A 21,923-nucleotide genomic window follows, 5' to 3' on the forward strand; every position below is an offset into this window, starting at 1 on the left:
GGTTCAGTGAGTGGCGGGCTGGGCGAGCGGGGCCAGGTCCTGGGCGATCGCCGCGGTGACGGCGTCCTGTTGCGGGGTCAGGAGGAAGTGGCTGCCCGGGAAGCTGCGGAAGGTGAAGGGACCATTGGTGAACTTCTGCCAGGCCCTGGCCTGTTCCAGGGTGACGCGCGGCTCGGAGGCTCCGGTGAGCACGCTCAGCGGGCAGTCGAGGGCGGGCCCCTCCCGGTCCGGCCGGTAGCGGTAGGTCTCGATCGCCTTGAAGTCGGCGCGCATGGCGGGCAGGACCATGCGCAGGATCTCCTCGTCGGCGAGGACCCCGGGGTCGGTGCCCGAGAGGGTGCCCATCTCCGCGATCAGCGCCTCGTCCCCGCGGGTGTGCACGTTGTCCGCAGCGTAGATGTCGGGGGCGCGCCGCCCGGAGACGATGAGGCCGCTGGGCGGCCGGCCCTCGCGTTCCATCCTGCGGGCCAGTTCGAAGCCGAGGATGCCGCCCATGCTGTGGCCGAAGAGGACGAGCGGGCGGTCGTGGTGGGGGGTGAGCACCCGGTGGATCCGGTCCGCCAGGGCGCTCACCGTCGTCAACGGAGTTTCGTGCCGCCGGTCCTGGCGCCCCGGGTACTGGATCGTGAGCACGTCCGCGGTCGCCGCGAGGATCTGCGAGTAGCGGAAGAAGTAGGAGGCGGTACCCCCGGCGTGCGGCAGGCAGACGAGCCTGATCGGCTTCTCGGGAGCCGGGTGGAAGCGCCGGATCCACAGCTCTGCTTCGGTTTCGTGGATGCTCATGTACCGGGAAGCTAGCCCTTCCCGGTTAAGCGGAGCTTGTGCGCACGGCCGGGACGTCGGTCGTCACCGGTCACCGATCACCGCCGCGGACATCCGGGCCGACGCGGCAGAGCCGCATTGCAGCCGCACCGGCCCGACGCCCGTCGGTCAACCCTGCTTGCGGGAGCGGGCCTGTGGGGACAGATGACGGGCCAACACGTCCAGGGCCTCGGTGACCTCCTTGAGCCCCTCGGCATCGTCGCCTAGCGCGTCGGCCAGCGCGCCCTCGATGGAGGTCGCCCTGACCTGGGCCATCCGATCGGAGGGACGGGAGGACTGCCGGACCAGGAGGCGGCGGCGGTCGGCGGGGTCTGGGTTGGTGACCACGGCGCCGGCCTCCTTCAGCCGGGCCACCGCAGTGGAGACCTGACTCTGTGGAAGGCCGGTACGGGCCGCGATCTCGCCGACCGCGCTGTCGGGGTGGGTGGCCAGATCGCTCACCACGATGAGGACCGAGCGCACACCGCCTCCGTAACGGGCGGCGCCGCCCTCGGGCTCGGGCATCGCGCCCTCCCCGATCTTCATGAGGGTGCGTCCCAGCAAGAACAGCTCGACTCCATCCATGCCGCCACATTACATCGCGTTCGATACATCTTCCAGAGATGCATCCCCCCAAGATGCATCTCTTGCAGATGCATCTCCCGTAGATGCACCCCCAATGGATGCAACTACTTCGATACATCTATCTTGATGCATCGAAGAAGATGGGTTAACTTCGAAGCAGACGCCGGGACACCGGCCATCGACGGATGAAGGAGACGGTCGTGCTCAAGTGGCGCGGGAACCCCTGGGCAGTCCTGGTGACGCTCTCGCTCGGGTTCTTCATGACCCTGCTGGACCTGACGATCGTGAACATCGCGATCCCCGACATGATCAACGGCCTGGGAGCCTCGCTCGACCAGACCCTGTGGGTGGTGAGCGCCTACGCGCTGGCGCTCTCCGTACTGCTGATCACCGCGAGCCGGCTCGGCGACATGCGCGGCCCGCGCAACCTGTTCGCCGCGGGCCTGGTCGTCTTCACCCTGGCGAGCATCGCCTGCGGATTCGCCCCGAACGCGGCGGCCCTGATCGCCGCCCGCGGAGTACAGGGGCTGGGCGCCGCCCTCCTCGTACCGCAGACGATGACCCTGATCGTGTCCGTCTTCCCGGCTTCACGACGCGGCTCCGCACTGGGCATCTGGGGCACGGTCGCGGGCCTGGCCACCCTCTCCGGGCCGACCCTCGGGGGCATGCTGGTCTCGGCCGTGGGCTGGCGCTGGATCTTCCTGGTGAACGTGCCGATCGGGATCGCCGCGCTCGTCCTCACGTTCCTGATCATCCCCGACATCCGTCCCGCCCGTACCCACCGCTTCGACCTGATGGGCGTCCTCCTCGCCACTGCCACCCTGTTCTGCCTGGCGTTCGGTCTCCAGGAGGGCGAGCGCTACCACTGGGGTCCGGGCATCTGGGCGCTGCTCGCCGCGGCCTCGGCCCTGGCCGTCGGGTTCCTGCTGCACCAGCGCGGCCGGCAGGACCGTGAGCCGCTCGTTCCCTTCGCGCTCTTCAAGGACCGCAACTTCACCGTGATGACCGTGCTGGTCGGCCTCGTCTCGATCGCCATGCTGGGGCTGGTGCTGCCCTTCAACCTCTACCTCCAGTCCGTCCTGCACATGAGCGCGATGAAGGCGGGCCTGGTGCTGGCCCCCTCCTCCCTGGTGTCGATGGCCCTCGGCCCGTTCGCCGGGCGCATGTCCGACCGGATCGGCGGCAAGTACCTGCTGATCACCGGACTGACCCTGTACGCGTCCGGCATCCTCGCCATCGCTCTGATCGCGGGCCCCGCGACCTCCTGGTACGCCTTCGTCCCCGCCACCCTGCTCACCGGGCTCGGCGTCGGATGCATCGTCACCCCGATGTCCACCGAGGCCATGCGCAACGTACCGCCCCGGCTCGCCGGTGCCGCCTCCGGCGTCAACAACACCGTCCGCCAGATCGGTTCGGTCATCGGTGCCGCCGCAGTCGGCGCCCTCGTCCAGGGACAGCTCTCCGCCGGGCTCTCGGCCGGACAGAGCCACTCCGCCGCCTTCCTCGCCACACTGCACAGCGCGGTGGCCCTGCCCATCGCGGTCCTGGTGGCCGGTCTGCTCGCCTGCCTCCTGATCCGCAACCACACCAAGCCCCGCACACCCGCCACCGTCACCGCCCCGGCCACGCCCACCGTCGCCATGCCCACCGTCGCCACTCCGGCCGAAGTCGGCCCCCGCACCGGCCCGGCCGTCGGCACCGCGGCGGCAACAGCCGGGCCGACCGACCGGAAAACGCTCTGAACGCTCTGGAGGCCCTGGGCGTCCCGGACACCCTGGGCACCCTGGGCGCCCTGAACACTTTGGACGCTTTGAACGCTTTAGACAGGCTTTAGAGCGACCGCCGATCCTGCGCGCAGCGAAGCACCCCCTACTGCCAAGCCGAAGCACTGAGGACTTCCGAACAATCCGCACCTGCGCCGAAGGAGACGGCAGTCATGGAGAATCCCAACGTCATTCTCACCGGTGGCCCTACCTTCCTCATCCACGAGAAGGACCGCGTGCGCTACGTCGCGGACAGGAACTCCAAGGTGAAAGTACTTTCGGGCAACCGGTACGAGCACTTCGAACCGACCGACGAGACCGTCGTCGCGGCCGACCAGGAACTCCAGGTGTTCGCCTGGAGCGGCTGCACCTACGTCGCCGAGTAGACCGACGGAAAACGACCCACGACCAACGACCCCCGAGGCAGTGGCCCGGCACCACGCCGGACCGCTGCCTTTTCCGTGCTTGCTCCCCCGCGCCTCCACCTCCACCTCCGCTTCACCCCCGTTGCAGGAACGGCCCCGCTTCAAGCCCCGGAAAGATCCGTCACCGCGTCTCGCGCAGCTTGAGGATGTACGTCGCGGTGAGCGCGACGGCACGGTCCTCGTCGTGCGACAGGTCCACGAGCGCACCTGCCGTCAGCTCCCCCGGGATGTCCGCGAGCGCCTGGGTCAGCCGACGGCGGGCGGACGATCCCATGGCGTCCTGGGCAAGACGGTCAAGACGGTCAAGACGGTCGAGGCGGTCGAGGCGGTCGAGGAGCGCGGTGGCGATCCGGTCCGCCGCCGCGGGGTCACCCGCCAGCCCGCTCAGCACATCGGCCGCGTCGACGTCGTTCCGCTCCTCGACGATCATGTCGATGAGCGTCGGGACCACGTCGGCCGCGCCACGCGCCCCGAGCGCCAGGGCCGCGTACCCGCGGACCACGGCGTCGGAGTTCGTGAGGGCGTCGCGCAGCAGCGGGGTCGTCCCGGCCTCAGGGAGTTCGGCGAGGGACTGGACGGCACGCTTCCGCACCTCGGCCGAGGGCGAGTCGAGGCCCTCCGCCAGCAGCGCCGCCCCCTCCTCGCCCGATTGCGCCAGCGCCCAGCGGAGGGCTCCGGCGACGTTCGGGTCCGACTCGTCGAGCACGGCCTCGACCAGTGCTTCCACCGGTACGGGCACCTCCTCGGCTGCGGACAGGGCCGCGCGCTGCCGCGCCCCCGCGCTCTTCGACCCCAGCGCCTGGAGGAGGGCGACGGTCTGGAGGACGTCCTCCCAGGCGGCGGGTTCCGCGGCGTCGATCCGGCGGAGTCGCGTGAGCAGTTCCGCCTCCGCCGCGAGGCGGTCCCGCGTCTGCCGGATGAGGTTGTCGACCAGTTCCGCGGGGGTGAATCCGGGGTCGTCGAGCGCGCGCCCGACCTCGCGCAGCGACAAGCCCAACGACCTCAGGCTCTCGATGTGGAAGATCCGCCGGATGTCCTCGCCGGAGTACTCCCGGTAGTTGGAGTCGGTGCGACCCGTCGGCCGCACCAGGCCGAGCGCTTCGTAATGCCTGAGCATGCGGGCGCTGACCCCGGCCCGGCGTGCGACCTCACCGATCAGCACGGCCTACCGCTCCTCCTCCCGGTCGCTCCCGCCGAGGGCCACGACGCGCTTCGCCTCCTCGATCGCGAACTCGAATCCGGCATCCGGGTCGCGCCACAGCCGTTCCGTGGCGATCGCGTGCGTGCGCACGCGGGGATCGGGATCCGTGGTCGCCGAGCCCAGGCTCGGCAGCATCGCCTCTCCGAGCGCGATCAGCGCCCGGCTGAGGCTCAGCTGCGTCTCGCGTTCGCCACGCCCGAGCTGCGTCGCCAACATTACGGCCAACTCGCGCTCCTCACCTTCGGGTACGAGCACGACCGCCGCCCGCCAGGCGCTCCGGGCCACCTCGTCGTCGGCGTCGGCCAGCAGTGCCGGCGTGATCACCGGCCACGCCTGCCGGTCCCCGATCTTGGACAGCGTGTGCAACGCCTGGCTCCGGGCCTGCGCACCCCCCGCCCGGACTTCGTCGAGGAGCACCGGGACCGTCATCGACACCGCGTGACGGGTGAGAGCCCATGTCAGCATCTCGCGTACGTAGAACTCGGGCTCGATCGCGCATCGCTCGACGAGCTTGCCGATGAACCCCGGGTCCGGGTGCGTGCCGACCGCCAACGCCGCCTGCAGCCGGGTCGACGAGCTGTCGTTCTCCAGTCCCCGGAGCGCTCGCATCGTGTTCGTGTCCTCTTTCGGCATGATCATCGGGACCACCTCCTCGGCCACAGTGAAGACCTTGTCAACGTGTCAAGGTCAAGCCGAACCGGCCCGGAAGAAGGCCCTGCACGGGACGGAATGGAAGAACAACACAGGACGAAGCGGGCGGACGGCACGAGATGGGGGCGGGTTCACAGCTCCGGGAGGGTGCGGTGGACACGGACGACCGTGCGGGCCCGCGCGGAGCCGACCGCGACGGCGGCGGCATGACCGGGGCCCACCGGGAGGTCGGTGACACACCAGCCGGGGAGGTCACCCCGGACGTCGTCCGCCGCGATGTCACGGCCGAAACCCGTGCCCAACCCCTTGAGATACGCCTCCTTGCGGGCCCACAGCCTGGCAAAGGCCGCCGGACGCTCCTTCGGGGGCACGGCCAGGACCTCCGCGGACTCCGCCGGATGCAGCATCCTCCCGAGCCGCTCCGCCGCCTCGGGCTCGGGGACGGGCTCCACGTCCACACCCACCGGCACCGGCGCGACGCCGATCAGAACCAGGGACCTGCCGTAGGACAGCGAGAACTCCGCCGCCGCGGAGGTGAGCACGGGACGCCCGTGCGCCTCGTCGCAGCAGGGACAGGGATCACGGGCGAACCGGAGGGCGTCGGGGGCCGTACCGGTACGCGTGGAGAGGATCGTACGGAGCGCCGTACGGGCGAAGCCGTAGCGCACGCGGTCCTCGTCCCGGGCGAAAGCGGCCATGCGCCGCCGCTCCTCCTCGTCCAGCACCGACGCATCGATCCCGGAGAGCGGCCCGGCCGCCGCGACCGGCACCCGCAGCACCCATACCTGTGCCCGCACCTCGTCCGGAACACCCAGAACATCCGGAACGTCCGGAACGTCCGGCCCATTCGAATCGCGCTGCCCATCCGAATCGTGTGGGCCATCCAACCCACCCGCCCCACCCGGACCGTCCGCCCCACCCGGACCGGTGTCCGTTCCCGAAGCCGTCGTCGTCCCCATCGAAGATCCGCGATCCCCCTCGACCCCGGCCCGACAACTTTCACTCAACCAGAGCACGTTCGCCGCGCCGGCACCCCCACGAAGAATCGTCACCGGCTTGACAGGTGACGAATGGAGTGCGAGCCTCGTACCCACGAGCAGACGGCACAATCCGCCACTCATATGGAGCGGAGGTTGACTGTGAACACCGACAGCGCGACGACGACGGACCAGGCCGCGGCAGCCCGGCACGAGAGGTTCGGCAAGCTGCCCGGGCGCATCTCCTACGAGGACATGGTCGAGGTGAGGGCCGCCTCCCCGGAGAAGTCCGTGAAGGACACGTACGACCCGGAGAGCTCGTGGATGTCCTTCTCCTGCTGGGCCGCAGACCTCGGCCTGTAGCCCCGCCCCGAAGGCGTCGGCCCTCCGTCCCGGCACGGGCGGCCGATCACCGCGTTGCTTCAGTCCGAGTCAGTCCGAGTCAGTCCGAGTTGGCCCACAGCAGCACCTCGGGACCGTCCGGTGTGATCACCGGTACCCAGGCCTCGTCGGCGTCGCGGAACCGGCTCCCGTCCAGCCTCAGGGTGTGCAGCTCCTCCATGTGGCCGTCGGACGCCCAGTACAGGGATGCTCTCGACGATCCCGCGCAGCCTCGCACGCTCGTCATCCGGCCACGAGTAGTTCCACGTACCGGCACCGGCGAACTCCTCCTGGGGTGAGACCGGAATACGAGCGATACGTGCCACGCTCCAGCGGCCAAGTAGGTCACATGCGCGAACCGGTGCCCGTAGGCGGTGGCGCGGACGTCCACCAACTCGAAGATACGACGACGCGGGCACTGAGGTTGTTTCATAGGTGGTCCCCGTTTCAACACCGGGCGCCGAAGGCATCGCCGCAGGCCGGTTCGTTTCACCGGTCGGTTCCTTCTCCTTGGCCGGTGAAACGTACTCCTGAAACGATCCCGGCGTGATCACCGACCCGTACCGGCTCGTCGAGTCGCACGCCTGCCCGATGTCCACCTGTCAGGCCCCGGCGGGCTCGCCCTGCCGCACCACCTCCGGCAAGGTCGCGCTCAAGTACCACACCGCCCGCTTCCAGCTCGTCCCCGCGCTCCGGTCCGAACTGCACGTCGCCACCCCGGCCGTACGCCATCCCGGCTCCGCCTGGACGGCCCTGCCGGTCCAGAAGCTCGCGGCGCCGGCCGTCCCGATGGAGGTCCGGCTCGCGTACGCCCGCGTCTCCAGCCGGACGCAGGAGATCCAGTCCCAGGTCGACGCCCTCGAAGCCTCCGGCGTGCACCGGCTGTTCCAGGAACAGATCAGCACCCGGGTCAGGGAACGCCCCGAGATGAAGGCCGCCCTGGCGGCGGCCCGCGAGTACCGCTCGCTGGGCGCGAAGGTCACCCTCGTGGTGCACGAGATGAAGCGCCTGGGCCGCGGCGCCCTGGAGCTGCTGAAGGTCGCCGAAGAACTGCGGGACGCTGAGATCGAGCTGGAGTTCCTCACTGGCCCCCTGGTGGGCAAGCACGATCCGGCTGGCCACGGGGCCGCCCTGTTCGCCTTCTTCGCCGCCATGGCGGAGTCCGAGCGCGACTACATCCGCGACAAGACCCTCGAAGGCCAGGAGACCGCCCGTACGAAGGGCAAGTCGATCGGCGGGGTCAAGGTCTCCGACGAGGACATGCTCGCCCCCGCCCTGCGCCTGCGCCACGACGAATGCCTCTCCCTGCGCGAGATCGCCTCCCGCCTCGTCATCCGCACCGGCAAGAAGCGCGGCCAGCACCCCGCCCCGGCCACCGTCATGCGCATGCTGCGCGAGCACGACGAGCAGACAGCCACGGTCCCTCTGGAATCCACGGCCTGACCTGCGACTCAGTCCTTTGCGTTTTTTTCGGCGGGAACTACTGGGACCCCAAGATGACGAGCCGGTGGACCCTGGACGGCATCATGGACACGACCGTCAGGGCTGGTGTGAGGCTCCCCCCGACCTGGGGTGACCCGATGTTTCATGTGCATTGGATGCGCAGCCCGGTGCGCTGGGTGTGCTTTCGGCACATGAACAGGTACAGGGTTCCGACGTCACCCCAGTCCGCGTCGGTGAGTTCGCTGGGCCGGATCTGCAGCAGCAGTTCCATCGGCCGTGTGCATTGCGTGCAGACCGGTGTCTTGTCCCCGCCGTTCACCCAGTACGGGTATCCGCCGATTGCCACCCCGGCATTGCGCATGTGCGGCCGTGGGGCGCGTTCCTGTGTCAGACGGAGTGCGGCACGGTCGACGACATCCCAGTTCGCCCACGCTTCCCGGGAACCGCTCTCGCCCGGTACCAGGTCCCAGAGCTCACGGCAGTGCAGGTGCATTCCCGCCCCGTCGGGCAGTGACTTCGCCAGGCGCGGCACCGCGTGGCGTTCCACGAAGGCGGGCCCGTCGCCCTGCACGAGAACCTTGGGGCGCCGCAGCCCAGTGTAGGAACGCACGAGCCACCTGCCCTTTTCGCGATCCTGGCCCCACGGATGGCACACCCAGCAGTAGAAGAACGTGAAGAACACGATGGGAAGCTTGTCGTGAAGACCGTCGCGGGAGTAGTCGACCTGCGCGACGAACGTGAGATCGCCGGCACAGCCGTCACACAGGGGCCAGGTCTCGCCCTCCTCCACCGTCGGGAACCCACCGAACCGCGTGGCGACGGACTCCCGCGTCATGGGCTGCACGGGAACGGACGGAGGTTCGGCGTGCCGTCGGCGGCGACCACGCGCGCGTGTCCCGGGCGGGCGCTGGGCCGGCTCCAGTACGGTGCGCGTCCGCATCAGAGGCCGCAGCAACCGCAGGACCTGTTGTTCCTGAAGTACGGGCATGCGCACGCATCGTAGACAACGGACCAGCGGCCGTACAACTGTTCGCCTCAGTGGCCTGGCATGTCCGCATCGGAACAGGTATTAAGGGGCGTCACAACACGCTGACATCGATCATGCACAAGGGCGGAAATCGGCTCCCCCAGTCACTGCGAAACGCCATCCGCAGAGACGGACAGCCGTCGGCCGATCGCGGCTTCACACCGGTGCGGCAGGAAACAGCGCTCCGGGAGCCAGGTCCAACCTGGTGGCGACGATGCCCTCGGGCGGGGTCAGGTCCAAGTGCCAGTCGCCGAAGCGGCGTATCGTGCGGGTGATCAGCGGGCTGACGGTGGCCAGGTCGTCGGGGTCCACAAGATGGCCCTCGGCGGCGAGGGCGTTGGCGGCGTCGGTGATGTCCAGCGCGGTGGAGTAGATCGCGCAGTTGGCGATCAGCTCGTTGAACTTCACGACTCGCTCCTGGTAGTCCGGGTCGTTGTGCCCGATCAGCCGTCCGCCGATCATCAGATGCGCGGCGAAGCCGTGGAACGCCTCCGTGCGGTTGGTAATCGCGGTGATCTGGTCGCGCAGCTCGGGCTCGGACAGGTATCGAAGGAGCGTCACGGTCCTGACAACCCTGCCCAATTCGCGCAGCGCCTTGTAGATCCGGTTGCGCTTGGAGTGGTTGCCCAGACGGCGCAGCAGTGTCACCGAGGACAGCCGGCCCTCCCGGATCGAGATCCCGGTGCGCAGCAGGTCCTTCCAGTGGCGTTCGATGAGGGCCCAGTCGATGACGTTGTCGTCGAAGAGGGAGTCGATGTGCTTGTATCGCGTTTTGGCATGAGGTCGGTAGAAGTTCAGGTCGTGCCAGTTGCGTATGCGGGGAAGGAGGTCGAATCCGAGGAGGGCGGCCAGGCCGAACACCGGAAGCGAAGCCCCTTGCGTGTCGGCGTGGATCGTGTCGGGCTGGATGTCGGAGACGTTGGACAGCAGCGAGTCCAGCAGATACACCGCCTCCCATACCCCGCACGGGATGAAGTGGGAGAACAGTGCGATGTAGTTGTCGGACACCAGCCGGAACGCAAGGGCCCCGAACCCGCCGTACCTGACGTGGGACTCGGCCCGCAGGCTGTCTTCCCAGGTGTCGATCTGTGAGCCGTCGGTGGCCGCGGTCGACCCATCGCCCCACACTGCGGCGACATCCAGTTTCGCGAAGGCGTTGACCACGTCCGCCGACGCCTTGTAGATCTTGTCGGGGGTGGCGTGCTTGTTTCCGGCCGTGTAGATCTCGTGGGCGCTGACCCCGCGCATGTGCCGGGCGACCTCGGTCGGCCCGAGGTTCCCGCCGTAGGCGAACGCGGTCACCACGTACCGGCCCAAAGTGTCGCGGATCTTCGGATCGGAACCGGAGGCCGGGCCGAAATGCCGCGGCCAGCCGGTCAGGTGGGCAGTGCGGGCCAGAATGTCCAGCAGCGCGCGGTCGGGCACCCGGTCCAGCACTGCGGCCTCCAGCGCGATCGCTGCCGGCCGCCGATCGGCGCCCTTGCGCCGCGCCAGCACCGGCCGTCCGCCCTCCAGCCGCAGGTCGGTGTTGGCCGGGTAGCCTGCATCGACCTCCGTGGCTGTCTTCGTCAGCAGCATCCGGTAGTGCACTGCCAGCGCCTTCGCGTCGGTCGGAATGCCGGCCTGGGTGCAGAACTCTGCGACCTTGTCCTCGCACTCCTCCCAGCTCATCAACTGGGAGTGCAGGTTCGCGTAGGAGTCCGAGCCGACCACCGCGATGTCCCCGGACCGCAGCTCGGCGGCCAGATAGGAGAACACGCACACCTCAAGGTGCCTGCGGGCCAGCATCCCCGGACGCCGCCGGTCGCGCAGCGTGCGCCTCCACAAAGACCCTGCGAAGGCGTCGACCTCTACCGTCACCACCACGTCCCTGCCGTCGCGCTTGACAGTGACGCTCTCCTCGATCCACTCCGCGCGCCGGTCCCGGTTGGCCTTGACGAACTCCAGCGCGTCCAGCACCGACCGCTCCGCGGACGTCGACTCCAGCTCGATCGCGTCCACCAGCGTGAACAGCACCGGCCGGTGAGACTTGTAGTACTGCTCGCACAGCGGCAGGTAGTTGTTGCCATGGTGCGCGGCCACCGCCTCGTGCGACGCGCTCAGCGCCGCGATGCCTCCGCCAGCCGTCAGCGCCGCCAAGACCATCTCTCCAGTCCGCGCCGCCGCGGACCTCCCCTCTTCGGCCGCGGCTCCACCCGTACTGTCGAGGATGCCGCTGCCGGTCGCATCGGTCGTCGCGGTGCCGGTGTCGTTCTCGGCGCAGGGAGCGCTCGCCATGTCGGCTGGTTCGGCAGCCTCGCGCACTGCGGCCAGGACATCACCGAACACCTCCAGCAGCCGCTCGGACTCGGCGCGGTGTTCCTCGCGCAGCGCCTCCAGCCGGGCCCGGCCCTTCTTGTGGATGACCGCCATACGCTTGCAGAACATCTCGGTCACCTCGTCCCGAGCGGAGGTCCGCAGCACGTGGATGAAGCTGGCCAGCAGTGTGAACCGCTTCTCCTCGCCGACCTTGGCGAGGTCCGCGACATCGGTGACCCGCGCCTCGCCGGCGAAGTGCGAAATCTTGCCCGGCGGGACCCCTTGCAGCCATACCTCGGTCGGCCCGAGCGCGTCCAGGTCAGCAAGGTGCGCCAGACGGACCTTGAACTTGCCGATCGTCGCGGCCTTCGCCGGGTCCTTCAGCCGGTCGAACCGGCTGCGCCGACTGGACGGGTCGACCACCAGCAGCTCGGCCAGCCTCGCGCGCTGCCCCGCAGTGATCCGGCCGGCGACCGTGGCGAACACGTCCCGATTCACCTCGGCGCGGATCCTGGCCACCATCCGGTCCAGCGTGGTATAACCGGGCAACTCCCGACCAGACCCCAGCACCTCCTCCAACGCCACGTTGATCAGATCGGCCGGGTTGTCCTTCGTGACCGCTGCCACCCGGATTGCCGTCTCGGCGACGCCGCGCACATCCGCCGCGTCGTACTTCACCCCCAGCCGCCCGCGCACGTAGTCGCGATACCGCGCAGCCGACCGCACCGCCTCCGCCCCGACCGCCACCCTGTTCGGCAGTCCCAGCGCGGTGCGGATGTGACCGGCCACCACATCGGGAACCTCATCCAGGCCGGGGAAACAGCGCATCCGCTGATAGCACTTCAGCCATATCACCAGCGCAAGGAAGGCCTGGTCAGAGGTCGTCTTTCCCCGCGCCCAGCCGGCCTCGTCCGCTGTGGGCGTGAACGACTCGACCAGTTCCCGCGCCGTGACGGTCCTGCGGAACCTCGGGTAGGCAGTGCGGTCGATCGAAGTCAACACACACCTCGAAGATCACAGGGGGCCAGAACGACGGAATCCTAACGATCCCCGTGAAGACGCCCCGCGCTGGCCTCTACCAGCGGCGGAACAAAACCGTGGCACGTTTCGCTCGCATTCCGTCCCCACCCCCTCCTCGAACAGCCGGCGCAGCGCGTCCAGCGCGTCGGGGCCGAACACCGGCACCGGGAAGCCCTCCGTCTGCCCCTGTCTGCACAGGTGACCCCCGTACTGCTGCTGATAGAAGACACCGGTCGAGGCTTCGACGACCACGTGCAGCCATCCGTCGGCCGTGCCGTCCTGGTCAAGTGTCACGAAACGTCGGGAACTCACGGCAGCAGCCTTCTCGATCACCGACCACGAGCTCAATGACATTTCGCAGCCGCAGACCCCGTCACGGGCCCCCGAATCCCCGGACCCATAAATCAGGAGCCCCTCCGGAGCCCGGCTGTTAGGCTCGACAGGCGTTGATCGCGCAATGTGCGCAACGCGTGCAACGAAGGAGAGCCGGACATAGTGGGTGAAGACGACATCTCGGGGTGATACCCCGACCCGACAGGCCATCGGCAGGTGCCCAGGAGTGCCGCCGCTGTGGCCCGTTTCGTCGTCCCCTCAGTCCGTTTCCGGGTACCGGCCCATGCGCCTGCCCGTTTCTTCACCCGAGGTCTCTCCATGTCCGACGCCTCCGTCATCTGCTCGAACCTCTCCTTCGCCTGGCCCGACGACACCCCGGTGTTCGAGGAGCTGTCCTTCACCCTGGGCAGTGGCCGCACCGGCCTGGTCGCGCCCAACGGCTCCGGGAAGAGCACCCTGCTCAAACTGATCGCCGGTGAGCTGCGGCCCGGCACCGGGTCCGTCTCCGTGAGCGGCACGCTCGGGCATCTCCCGCAGAACCTCCCCCTGACCGGCGACCTCACGGTGGCCGAGGTCCTGGGCATCGCCGCGGTGATCCGGGCCCTGGACGCCGTGGAGTCCGGGGACGTCGCCGAGGAACACTTCACGACCATCGGCGACGACTGGGACATCGAGGAGCGCACCCGCGCCCAGCTGGACCGGCTCGGCCTCGCCGGCCTCGCTCTCGACCGGAGCCTGAGCACGCTCAGCGGCGGTCAGATCGTCTCACTCGGCCTGGCGGCCCAGCTGTTGAAGCGGCCCGACGTGCTGTTGCTCGACGAGCCGACGAACAACCTCGATCTCGACGCCCGCCACAAGCTCTACGACGTACTGGAGGACTTCGGCGGCTGTCTCCTGCTGGTCAGCCACGACCGGGCCCTGCTCGACCGCATGGAACGCATCGCGGAACTCGAACGCGGCGAACTCCGCTTCTACGGCGGAAACTTCACCGAGTACGAGGAGGCGGTACGGGCCGAGCAGGAGGTCGCCGAGAAGAACGTGCGCAACGCCGAGCAGGAGCTGAAGCGGGAGAAGCGGGAGATGCAACAGGCCCGCGAACGCGCCGAACGCCGGGCAAGCAATGCCGCCCGCAACCTCAAGAGCGCAGGGCTGCCGCGCATCTTCGCCGGGAACATGAAGCGCGGCGCCCAGGAGTCGGCGGGCCGGGCGGGTCAGATGCACGCCTCCCGGGTCGGCGAGGCCAAGGCCCGGCTGGACGAGGCGGGTCGGGCCCTGCGCGACGAGCAGCGCATCACCCTGGACCTGCCGGAGACCGGGGTGCCCGCCGGACGCACGCTCGTCCTCGGTGAACAGATGCAGGTCAGCCACGACGGACGGACCCTGTTCGCCGCGGCGGGGGTGGACCTCACGATCCGGGGCCCCGAGCGCATCGCGCTGACCGGACCCAACGGGGCCGGGAAGACCACGCTGCTGCGGCTGCTCAACGGTGACCTCGATCTGGACGGCGGACGGATCAAGCGGGCCGACGGCCGGATCGCCTACCTCTCGCAACGGCTCGATCTGCTGGACCCCGACCGCACCGTCGCCGAGAACTTCACCGCGTTCGCCCCGAACCGGCCGGAGGCGGAGCGGATGAACCTGCTCGCCCGCTTCCTCTTCCGCGGCCCCCGGGCCCACCTCCCGGTGAGCGTGCTGTCCGGCGGCGAGCGGCTGCGCGCCACCCTGGCCTGCGTCCTGTGCGCCGAACCGGCCCCGCAGCTGCTGCTCCTCGACGAACCGACGAACAACCTCGACCTGGTCAGCGCCGGTCAGCTGGAGGGTGCGCTCGGCTCGTACCAAGGGGCGTTCGTGGTGGTCAGCCACGACGAACGGTTCCTCTCCCGGATCGGGGTGAACCGGTGGCTCCGACTGGCCGGCGGCGAGCTGACGGAGACGGGGGCGCCCGAGGTGTGACCCGCTGACGTGTCGACCGGGCCCGCGCCGAGGTGTGTCACCCCGCGGGCCGAACCTCGCATCACGTCAGGTGGAACCACCATGCCCCGACCCGCCCTGCTCGCCCACGACGTCATCCGCACCCTCGGTACCCGGCGGGTGCTCGACGGCGTCTCCCTCACCGCCTCCCCCGGCCACCGCATCGGACTGATCGGGGAGAACGGCGTCGGCAAGTCGACCCTGCTGCGGCTGCTCGCCGGAGTGGACGAACCCGACGCCGGAAGCATCACACGCCCGGCCGACCTGGGCTTCCTGCACCAGGAGATGCCGTTCGACGCCACGTCGACGATCGCCGACGTGCTGGACGACGCCCTGCGCGAGGCTCGTGACGACCTGGCCGAGCTCGACCGCCTCACCGCACAGCTGGCCCGTGTCCCACAGGACTCCCCCGACTGTGCCGAACTGCTCGACCTGTACGGCCGTCGGCTCGAACGGGCCCAGGAACGGGAGTCGTGGGACGCCGACCGGCGTGCCGCGATCGTGCTCGACGGGCTGGGCCTCGGCGCGTTCCCGCACGACCGGGCGCTCGGCTCCCTGTCCGGCGGCCAGCGTGGGCGCCTCGCACTGGCCGCCCTGCTGGTCCGCCGCCCGTCGGCTCTCCTGCTGGACGAGCCGACCAACCACCTCGACGACGGGGCGGCCGCGTTCCTGGAGGAGCAGGTGCGCGGCCTGCCCGGCGTCGTCGTGGTGGCCGCCCACGACCGGGCGTTCCTCGACGCCGTCTGCACGGACCTGATCGACCTCGATCCGGCCGCGGACGGTCCCGTCCGGTACGGCGGCAACTACAGCGCCTACCAGTCCGAGAAGCGGGCGGAACGGGAGCGCTGGGAACGGCGGTACGCCGAGGAGCAGGAGGAGTTGGCGGCGCTGCGCCGCTCGGTCGGTGTGACCGCGCGCCGGGTCGCCCCGGACCGGGGCCGCACGGACAACGAGAAGATGGGGTACGGGCACCAGGGCGGCCGGGTGCAGAGCCAGATCTCGCGACGGGTGCGCAACGCCTCCCGCAGGCTGGACGGGCTGGAACGCGCACAGGTCGGGGAGCCGCCGCAGCCGCTGCGCTTCCACGTCACCGCGCTCGCCGAGGGACGGAAGCCGGAACCGAAAACGGAACCGGAACTGGAACCGGGCCCGGAAATGTCCGAGGCGTCCGACGTGTCGGGGGCATCTCATGGGTCCGAGACGTCGGTGGGCGACGTCCTCGTCTCCCTGCGCGGGGTGCGCGTGCCGGGCAGGCTGTCCGTCGGGCGCCTGGACGTGCTCACCGCCGAACGTCTCCTTGTCACGGGAGGAAACGGCACGGGCAAGTCGACGCTCCTGTCGGTGCTCGCCGGGCGGCTCGCGGCCGAGGGCGACGTACGGCGACGGCAGGGAGTGACGGTGGGACTGCTGACCCAGGACACCGTGTTCGCGCGGCCCGACCGGACCGTACGTGCCACCTACGAGCTCTCGCTCGGCGCGGAACGGGCGGAGGCGGTTCCGCTGAAATCGCTGGGACTGATGCACGGGGCGGACCTGGACAAGCCGGTCGGCCTGCTGTCGGTGGGCCAGCGCCGCAGGCTCGCGCTGGCGCTCCTGGTGGCATGCCCGCCCGAGCTGTTGCTGCTCGACGAGCCCACGAACCACCTGTCCCCACGGCTGTGCGACGAGTTGGAGGCCGCTCTGGGCCCCGGGCCCGGGGCGATCGTCCTGGCCAGTCACGACCGCTGGCTGCGCAGGCGCTGGCAGGGCCGCGAACTCCGGCTCCCCGCGGCCCGGGGCCGGGCGGAGGACAACGCCGTGGCGCGGTGATCCGGCACGGGGCGAGACGGCGGCACGGCAGGGTGAGCGACGGAACGGAGCAGAAGGGACCGGCGGGGAACGGAACGGCCACCGGCACGGAGGTGACGAAGCCTTGCAGGCCCATTCGTCACCTGTCAAAATGGTGATGTGAATCTGGACCATGTCTTCGTATGCGGAAATCCGGCCCTCGACTTCGCCGCGACGCTCAGGGCGCGGCGCTCGACGCGGTTCGAGATGTTCGTGACGCCGGACAGGCTGGGCGCGTGGTATTTGGAGTCCGGCATCGTCGACGCGGTCTCCCCCTGCCGGGAGGCCGACGTCGAGCGCGCGAAGGCCGTGCGGGAAGCGGTCTACCAGCTGATCACGGCTCGTCGCCTCGGTGAGGAGTACCCGGACGAGGCGCTGGAGGTGCTGAACGGCGCGGCACGCAAGCCGACGGCCGCCCCGCAGCTCACCCCGTCGGGGCGCTGGACGGAGGCGACGCCGGACGAGGCCCTGGCCGCCGTGGCCCGCCTGGCGGTCGAGGTCCTGAGCGGGCCGGACGTCCCCCTGCTCAAGGAGTGCGGCAACCCCGAGTGCACCCGTGTCTACATCGACCGCTCCCGGGGCATGCGGCGGCAGTGGTGCGGGATGGAGTCCTGCGGGAACAAGATCAAGGCTGCCGCCTACCGCGCCCGCAAGAAGACCGCGTCAGCCCACTGACCCGCCCCAGAGCCTGGAAAAGGGAGCCCGGAACCCTGAGCCTGGAACCCGAGGTCGGCACCTCATCCGTCCCCTCCGTCTCATCCGTTCCGCCGCACGACCGCACGGTCACCGTCGGGAGAGAAGACCAAGATCGGGTGCGGCCCGGATACGTGCCGAAGAGGCAATGAGTTGGCCTTGAAGCCCTGACGGACAGCCGGGCAGCCGGGCCTGCTCGATGCCGTCGGCCTCCTCGACGAGGGCGAACGCTTCTTCTCACCGCGCCGGAAGGGGGGTGGGGGGTCGAAGCGCCGGGTTCACCTCGACTGCCGTGACCAGAGGGGCCAGTTCGGGGGTCCTCGCAGCTTCGTCGAGCGCCTCGCGGAGAGCGGTCGCATTGGTCGGCCGGGCCTCCCGCAGGAGATTCAGACCCGTTTCGCCGACGTCGGTGTAGATGCCACGGCGGCCGGTCGGACACAGGTAGCGGGAGAGCAGGCCGCGGTCCTCCAGGCGGGCGACGAGGCGGGTGGTGGCGCTCTGGCTGAGGACGACCGCGTCGGCGAGCTGCTTCATCTGCAGGTGCCCGCCCTCGCCGTCGTGCTGGCGGCTGAGCACGTCGAGCAACGAGTACTCCCGCACGCTCAGACCGTGTCCCGCCTGCAGGGCGCGCTCGATATGCGTCTCGATCCTGCCGTACAGGAGGTAGAGGGCCGCCCATCCGTTGGCGAGGGCGGTCAGTGCGGGGTCCGTGGTGGTCATGGGTCCGGGTGTCCTTCCAGAGGTGGCTGAAGTTCAGGATATGCCCTTATCGAAAATACCGGCTCAAGCCATTATTCGGCGTATGCAAATACAGAAGCTCGACCCGGAGCCGGGTGGAGTACCGGCGAGGTGCGGGCTCCGTCGGCCTGCCGAAGAATCGTTTACGGCTGGTTCCTCGTCGCGGCCGCTTCCGCCGCTCCGGGCGGCTTCCGCTCACCATGGGCCGACCCCGACCCATCTTGACCGGTCCTGGCCATTTCGGGTTCGGAGGGACGGATCGGACGCGACCCACCGCCACTTCTGGAGAGGTGTTCACCCGATGCAGATCGATCTCAGCGGACGTACCGCGCTGGTCACCGGCTCGACAGCGGGCATCGGCGAAGCAACCGCGCAGGCACTGGCCTCCGCCGGGGCCGATGTCGTGGTCAACGGCCGCAACGCCGACCGCGTCACCGAGACGGCGGAGCGACTCGGCGGACGCGGAGTCGCGGCCGATGTCGGGACGGCCGAGGGGGCGGCCGAACTGATCCAGCAGTTGCCCGATGTCGACATCCTGGTCAACAACACCGGCATCTTCGAGACCAGGCCGGTGTTCGAGATCCCTGACACGGACTGGCTGCGGATCTTCGAGGTCAATGTGCTCTCCGGCGTACGACTGGCACGCCACTACGCACCACGGATGGCCGGGCGCGGGTGGGGCCGCGTGATTTTCGTCAGCAGCGAGGCGGGCGTGCAGACGCCGACGGACATGGCCCACTACGGAATGACCAAGACGGCACAGCTGGCCGTGTCCCGAGGCATGGCCCAGGAGGTCGCCGGCACGGGGGTCACGGTGAACTCCGTACTGCCGGGACCGACGATGAGCGACGGCGTGCTGGCGATGTTCGACGAGCTCTACCCCGGCCTCGACCCCGGCGAGCAGGAGCGGCGCTACCTTGCCGAGAACCGCGCGGCCGGCTCCCTGCTCAAGCGCCTGATCCGCCCCCACGAGGTGGCCGCCATGGTCACGTACGTGGCGTCGGAGCAGGCCTCGGCGACCACGGGCAGGGCGCTCGGCGTCGACGGCGGCCTCGTCCCCACGATCCTCCCCTGAGACGGGCGCCCGCCATGGGGTCGAGACGATCCCCGTACGGGCACCTTCGGCCTGCGGCCCCGCCCGCACCGCAGTGAGGCCGGAAGTATCGCCCCACTGCGCCCGCATCGGCCGGACCGCCCAAGTGGATCCGCAGGGACGGACCCGCAGGAGTGGACCCCTTGCATTACAGCGCGTCTGCAATTATTGTCTAAGCGCATAAGGCGCTCATGCATTAATTGCTGTGGCGCCCCGGCCCTGACAGGGGTCCGTCGCACTTCCAGTGCCACGGCTCCGTCGGCAGGGCGGCTCCCACAGAGGCCCCGTGTCTCCCCCCTCCCGTGTCAGGGACACCCCCGGCACGGAGACACCGATCGAAAAGGCATCATCATGGCTCTCAAGGACATCCTTCCCGGCCGTCTCGGCTTCGGTACCGCCCCGCTCGGCAACATGTTCCGCGCGATCCCCGACGACGAGGCCCGCGCCACCGTCGAGGCCGCCTGGGACCAGGGCATCCGCTACTACGACACCGCCCCCTTCTACGGCGCCGGCCTCGCCGAGCAGCGCCTGGGCGAGGTCCTGTCCGCCAGGCCCCGCGACGAGTACGTCCTGTCGACCAAGGTCGGCCGCGTCATCCTCGACGAACCCGAGGAGGGCGCCCGCGACCTCGGCGAGAAGGGCGGCCTGTTCGAGCACGGCAACCCCAACAAGATGCTCCACGAGTGGACCGCCGAGGCCACCGAACGCTCCATCGAGGGCAGTCTCAGGCGCCTGCGCACCGACCGCCTCGACATCGTCTGGGTCCACGACATCGCCCAGGACTTCCACGGCGACGCATGGCTGAGCAAGTTCGAGGAGGCCCGCACCGGCGCCTTCCGGGTCCTGACCCGCCTGCGCGACGAGGGCGTCATCAGGGCCTGGGGCCTGGGCGTCAACAAGACCGAACCCATCGAGCTCACCCTCGCCCTCGACGAACCCCGCCCCGACGGGTTCCTCCTCGCCGGCCGCTACACCCTCCTGGACCACGCCCACGCCCTCCAGCGCCTGCTGCCCACGGCCCAGGAACAGGGCGTCGACATGGTCGTCGGCGGCCCCTACAGCTCCGGCATCCTCGCCGGCGGCACCCACTTCGAATACCAGCAGGCCCCGCCGGAGATCATCGAACGCGTCGGAAAGCTCAAGGCCCTCGCCGAAAAGCACAACACCAGCATCAAGGCCGCCGCCCTCCAGTTCTCCCTCGCCCACCCCGCCACCGCCGCCGTCATCCCCGGCGCCACCCGCCCCAGCCGCATCGCCGAGGACACCGCCGCCCTCAACGAGACCGTCCCGGCCGCCTTCTGGACCGACCTGCGCACCGCCGGCCTGGTCAGCCCCACCGCCCCCCTCCCCCACCACGCCTGACCCCCACACCCCCAGGAGAGAACGACCATGGCCTCCACCTCCGTCTCCCGCATCGTCCCCGCCTCCCCCGACAAGGTCTGGAACCTCATCGGCGGCTTCGACGCCCTCCCCGACTGGCTCCCCTACATCCCCGAGAGCACCCCCGCCGAAGGCGGCCGCGTCCGCCGCCTGAAGAACCCCCAGGGCGACGTCATCATCGAACGCCTCGTGGACTTCAACGAGACCGAACGCCACTACAGCTACGCCATCCTCCAGGCACCGTTCCCGGTCAACGGCTACGTCTCCACCCTCCGGGTCCACACCGTCCCCGGCCACGACGACGTCGCCGAGGTCCAGTGGTCCGGCCGCTTCAACCCCCACAACGCCACCGAACAGGAAGTCACCGACCTCTTCACCGGCATCTACACCGACGGCCTCGACGCCCTCCACACAACCCTCTCCGCCTGACACTCCAGGGTCACCCACCGCGCGGCCCGGGTATGCACCCCGCGTACCCGGGCCGCGGTGCGTCCCGGGCTTGGAGTCGTTCATGGGCCGGGCCGTCCGGGACTGTCGATGCGGCAGGCAAGGCGGGGGCGCAGCCCAAGCGCCCCGTCCAGCAGGCATGACAACACCCCCGCCCAGGGGGGATCAGGCGGCCACGGTGAAGCCGACCGCGGCCGGGTCCTGCTCGCGCAGCGGTACGAAGTCGGCGTCCCGCTTCGTCTCACTACACCTCGGGCTGGACGCCGCAGTCACCCGCTGCCGCGGTGGGGCGTCCGAGAGGAACACAGCAGCTGCACGCCCATGACGTGAACAGAGCCACGACATGAACAGCGGCACGGGCACAGGAACTTCACCCTCCCCCGCGCCGCCCCGTCCTCAGGGATCCTGTGACCCGCCCGGCCCCGGGCAGTCTCCAGAACGCGGACGCCGCCTCCGGGGTCAGGGCGCGGACGTCGCTATGGCCTCGGATCCGCACTGGGAGCGGGGGGTCTTCGCCCCGGGCTTCTTCGGCGCGATGGTACGGGGGTCCACGGCCTCCCCCGGCGCGCCCTCGCGGTAGAGCCCGTCGGGCAGACTGTCGCGGTCGTGCGGCAGGAGGAAGAAGACCCGGCGCTTGTACAGGCCACTGTCCGGGTCCGGGGACGCCTGGTCGTCGAGGAGTGCGTAGCCCACCATGCGGCCGTCCCTCGCGTAGGGCGGCTTGGTGTTGCGACGCCTGGTCTTGTCCAGTGCCTGACGCACGTAGTCCAGCTCGTCGAGGTTCTCCAGCCACACCACCTCTGCCTCGTGGATGAGGTCGCTCTCGGTCAACAGCGAGCTCATGGCTGCAGCCCCTCCTTCGTCCGGGT

21 protein-coding genes are annotated in these 21,923 nt (G+C 69.7%); 10 read left to right on the forward strand and 11 right to left on the reverse strand.

The features are described 5' to 3' along the window. Window positions 1–3 precede the first annotated feature (3 nt). Both OCT49_RS36535 and OCT49_RS36540 read right to left on the reverse strand, forming a co-directional pair. Window positions 4–783: a thioesterase II family protein gene (locus tag OCT49_RS36535; protein WP_283856461.1), complete on the reverse strand. Its 780-nt coding sequence runs from the start codon at window positions 781–783 to the stop codon at window positions 4–6. A gap of 147 nt (window positions 784–930) precedes the next feature. Next, on the reverse strand, window positions 931–1,386 hold the full coding sequence (locus tag OCT49_RS36540; RefSeq protein WP_283856462.1) for a MarR family transcriptional regulator: 456 nt from the start codon (window positions 1,384–1,386) through the stop codon (window positions 931–933). 185 nt (window positions 1,387–1,571) lie between these two features. Between OCT49_RS36540 and OCT49_RS36545 the strand changes: the two genes are divergently transcribed. Beyond that, window positions 1,572–3,128 (forward strand): DHA2 family efflux MFS transporter permease subunit, encoded by a 1,557-nt coding sequence (locus OCT49_RS36545; protein ID WP_283856463.1) that lies wholly within the window; start codon window positions 1,572–1,574, stop codon window positions 3,126–3,128. Window positions 3,129–3,322: 194 nt separating this feature from the next. After that, window positions 3,323–3,535 (forward strand): DUF5988 family protein, encoded by a 213-nt coding sequence (locus tag OCT49_RS36550; RefSeq protein ID WP_283856464.1) that lies wholly within the window; start codon window positions 3,323–3,325, stop codon window positions 3,533–3,535. Between the two features lie 160 nt (window positions 3,536–3,695). On the opposite strand, the gene OCT49_RS36555 is transcribed toward OCT49_RS36550, so the two are convergent. The 3 genes from OCT49_RS36555 to OCT49_RS36565 form a co-directional block, all read right to left on the reverse strand. Then, window positions 3,696–4,736, reverse strand: a complete 1,041-nt coding sequence (locus tag OCT49_RS36555) for a HEAT repeat domain-containing protein (protein WP_283856465.1) — start codon at window positions 4,734–4,736, stop codon at window positions 3,696–3,698. Window positions 4,737–4,739: 3 nt separating this feature from the next. Next, a complete protein-coding gene (locus tag OCT49_RS36560; RefSeq protein ID WP_283856466.1) occupies window positions 4,740–5,414 on the reverse strand; it encodes a HEAT repeat domain-containing protein in 675 nt (224 codons plus the stop codon). Window positions 5,415–5,557: 143 nt separating this feature from the next. After that, window positions 5,558–6,223: a 4'-phosphopantetheinyl transferase family protein gene (locus tag OCT49_RS36565; protein ID WP_283856467.1), complete on the reverse strand. Its 666-nt coding sequence runs from the start codon at window positions 6,221–6,223 to the stop codon at window positions 5,558–5,560. Between the two features lie 342 nt (window positions 6,224–6,565). Here OCT49_RS36565 and OCT49_RS36570 point away from each other — a divergent pair, with 342 nt between their 5' ends. Next, window positions 6,566–6,766, forward strand: a complete 201-nt coding sequence (locus OCT49_RS36570; RefSeq protein WP_349632854.1) for a hypothetical protein — start codon at window positions 6,566–6,568, stop codon at window positions 6,764–6,766. 79 nt (window positions 6,767–6,845) lie between these two features. On the opposite strand, the gene OCT49_RS36575 is transcribed toward OCT49_RS36570, so the two are convergent. Further along, window positions 6,846–7,031, reverse strand: coding sequence for a DUF6210 family protein (locus OCT49_RS36575; RefSeq protein WP_283856469.1), 186 nt, complete (start codon window positions 7,029–7,031; stop codon window positions 6,846–6,848). Between the two features lie 299 nt (window positions 7,032–7,330). Here OCT49_RS36575 and OCT49_RS36580 point away from each other — a divergent pair, with 299 nt between their 5' ends. Beyond that, entirely contained in the window at window positions 7,331–8,227 is an 897-nt protein-coding gene (locus tag OCT49_RS36580) for a recombinase family protein (RefSeq protein WP_283856470.1), read from the forward strand. 142 nt (window positions 8,228–8,369) lie between these two features. Here the strand turns inward: OCT49_RS36580 and OCT49_RS36585 are convergent, their stop codons facing one another. From OCT49_RS36585 to OCT49_RS36595, 3 genes are all read right to left on the reverse strand, one after another. Beyond that, on the reverse strand, window positions 8,370–9,062 hold the full coding sequence (locus OCT49_RS36585) for a DUF1963 domain-containing protein (RefSeq protein ID WP_283856471.1): 693 nt from the start codon (window positions 9,060–9,062) through the stop codon (window positions 8,370–8,372). Between the two features lie 348 nt (window positions 9,063–9,410). Further along, window positions 9,411–12,551 carry a Tn3 family transposase gene (locus OCT49_RS36590; RefSeq protein ID WP_283856472.1) on the reverse strand — a complete coding sequence of 1,047 codons (3,141 nt, stop codon included), beginning with the start codon at window positions 12,549–12,551 and terminating at the stop codon, window positions 9,411–9,413. A 15-nt stretch (window positions 12,552–12,566) separates the two neighbouring features. Then, window positions 12,567–12,905, reverse strand: coding sequence for a DUF6210 family protein (locus tag OCT49_RS36595; RefSeq protein ID WP_283856473.1), 339 nt, complete (start codon window positions 12,903–12,905; stop codon window positions 12,567–12,569). Between the two features lie 318 nt (window positions 12,906–13,223). Here OCT49_RS36595 and abc-f point away from each other — a divergent pair, with 318 nt between their 5' ends. From abc-f to OCT49_RS36610, 3 genes are all read left to right on the forward strand, one after another. Further along, the gene (gene abc-f, locus OCT49_RS36600) at window positions 13,224–14,858 is read left to right on the forward strand and encodes a ribosomal protection-like ABC-F family protein (RefSeq protein WP_283856474.1); all 1,635 of its coding nucleotides are present in this window, start codon (window positions 13,224–13,226) and stop codon (window positions 14,856–14,858) included. 81 nt (window positions 14,859–14,939) lie between these two features. After that, window positions 14,940–16,685 (forward strand): ABC-F family ATP-binding cassette domain-containing protein, encoded by a 1,746-nt coding sequence (locus tag OCT49_RS36605; protein WP_283856475.1) that lies wholly within the window; start codon window positions 14,940–14,942, stop codon window positions 16,683–16,685. A gap of 138 nt (window positions 16,686–16,823) precedes the next feature. Continuing rightward, complete coding sequence (locus OCT49_RS36610; protein ID WP_283856476.1) at window positions 16,824–17,378, forward strand: CGNR zinc finger domain-containing protein; 555 nt, start codon at window positions 16,824–16,826, stop codon at window positions 17,376–17,378. Between the two features lie 255 nt (window positions 17,379–17,633). Here OCT49_RS36610 and OCT49_RS36615 read toward each other — a convergent pair whose 3' ends face one another. After that, window positions 17,634–18,116, reverse strand: coding sequence for a MarR family winged helix-turn-helix transcriptional regulator (locus OCT49_RS36615; RefSeq protein WP_283856477.1), 483 nt, complete (start codon window positions 18,114–18,116; stop codon window positions 17,634–17,636). Window positions 18,117–18,435: 319 nt separating this feature from the next. Here OCT49_RS36615 and OCT49_RS36620 point away from each other — a divergent pair, with 319 nt between their 5' ends. The 3 genes from OCT49_RS36620 (at window position 18,436) to OCT49_RS36630 (ending at window position 21,036) form a co-directional block, all read left to right on the forward strand. Then, a complete protein-coding gene (locus tag OCT49_RS36620) occupies window positions 18,436–19,209 on the forward strand; it encodes an SDR family NAD(P)-dependent oxidoreductase (RefSeq protein WP_283856478.1) in 774 nt (257 codons plus the stop codon). A 369-nt stretch (window positions 19,210–19,578) separates the two neighbouring features. Continuing rightward, window positions 19,579–20,589, forward strand: coding sequence for an aldo/keto reductase (locus OCT49_RS36625; protein ID WP_283856479.1), 1,011 nt, complete (start codon window positions 19,579–19,581; stop codon window positions 20,587–20,589). Window positions 20,590–20,616: 27 nt separating this feature from the next. Further along, complete coding sequence (locus tag OCT49_RS36630) at window positions 20,617–21,036, forward strand: SRPBCC family protein (protein ID WP_283856480.1); 420 nt, start codon at window positions 20,617–20,619, stop codon at window positions 21,034–21,036. Window positions 21,037–21,513: 477 nt separating this feature from the next. Here OCT49_RS36630 and OCT49_RS36635 read toward each other — a convergent pair whose 3' ends face one another. Beyond that, a complete protein-coding gene (locus OCT49_RS36635; RefSeq protein WP_283856481.1) occupies window positions 21,514–21,897 on the reverse strand; it encodes a DUF6009 family protein in 384 nt (127 codons plus the stop codon). Window positions 21,898–21,923 lie beyond the last annotated feature (26 nt).

It is taken from the genome of Streptomyces sp. ML-6 (genome assembly GCF_030116705.1).
Lineage (GTDB): Bacteria > Actinomycetota > Actinomycetes > Streptomycetales > Streptomycetaceae > Streptomyces.

Coding starts and splice junctions, on each gene's coding strand:
- OCT49_RS36535 (WP_283856461.1), bottom strand. CDS start 783: ATGAGCATCCACGAAACCGAAGCAGAGCTGTGGATCCGGCGCTTCCAC.
- OCT49_RS36540 (WP_283856462.1), bottom strand. CDS start 1,386: ATGGATGGAGTCGAGCTGTTCTTGCTGGGACGCACCCTCATGAAGATC.
- OCT49_RS36545 (WP_283856463.1), top strand. CDS start 1,572: ATGAAGGAGACGGTCGTGCTCAAGTGGCGCGGGAACCCCTGGGCAGTC.
- OCT49_RS36550 (WP_283856464.1), top strand. CDS start 3,323: ATGGAGAATCCCAACGTCATTCTCACCGGTGGCCCTACCTTCCTCATC.
- OCT49_RS36560 (WP_283856466.1), bottom strand. CDS start 5,414: ATGATCATGCCGAAAGAGGACACGAACACGATGCGAGCGCTCCGGGGA.
- OCT49_RS36575 (WP_283856469.1), bottom strand. CDS start 7,031: ATGACGAGCGTGCGAGGCTGCGCGGGATCGTCGAGAGCATCCCTGTAC.
- OCT49_RS36585 (WP_283856471.1), bottom strand. CDS start 9,062: ATGACGCGGGAGTCCGTCGCCACGCGGTTCGGTGGGTTCCCGACGGTG.
- abc-f (WP_283856474.1), top strand. CDS start 13,224: ATGTCCGACGCCTCCGTCATCTGCTCGAACCTCTCCTTCGCCTGGCCC.
- OCT49_RS36605 (WP_283856475.1), top strand. CDS start 14,940: ATGCCCCGACCCGCCCTGCTCGCCCACGACGTCATCCGCACCCTCGGT.
- OCT49_RS36615 (WP_283856477.1), bottom strand. CDS start 18,116: ATGACCACCACGGACCCCGCACTGACCGCCCTCGCCAACGGATGGGCG.
- OCT49_RS36620 (WP_283856478.1), top strand. CDS start 18,436: ATGCAGATCGATCTCAGCGGACGTACCGCGCTGGTCACCGGCTCGACA.
- OCT49_RS36625 (WP_283856479.1), top strand. CDS start 19,579: ATGGCTCTCAAGGACATCCTTCCCGGCCGTCTCGGCTTCGGTACCGCC.
- OCT49_RS36630 (WP_283856480.1), top strand. CDS start 20,617: ATGGCCTCCACCTCCGTCTCCCGCATCGTCCCCGCCTCCCCCGACAAG.
- OCT49_RS36635 (WP_283856481.1), bottom strand. CDS start 21,897: ATGAGCTCGCTGTTGACCGAGAGCGACCTCATCCACGAGGCAGAGGTG.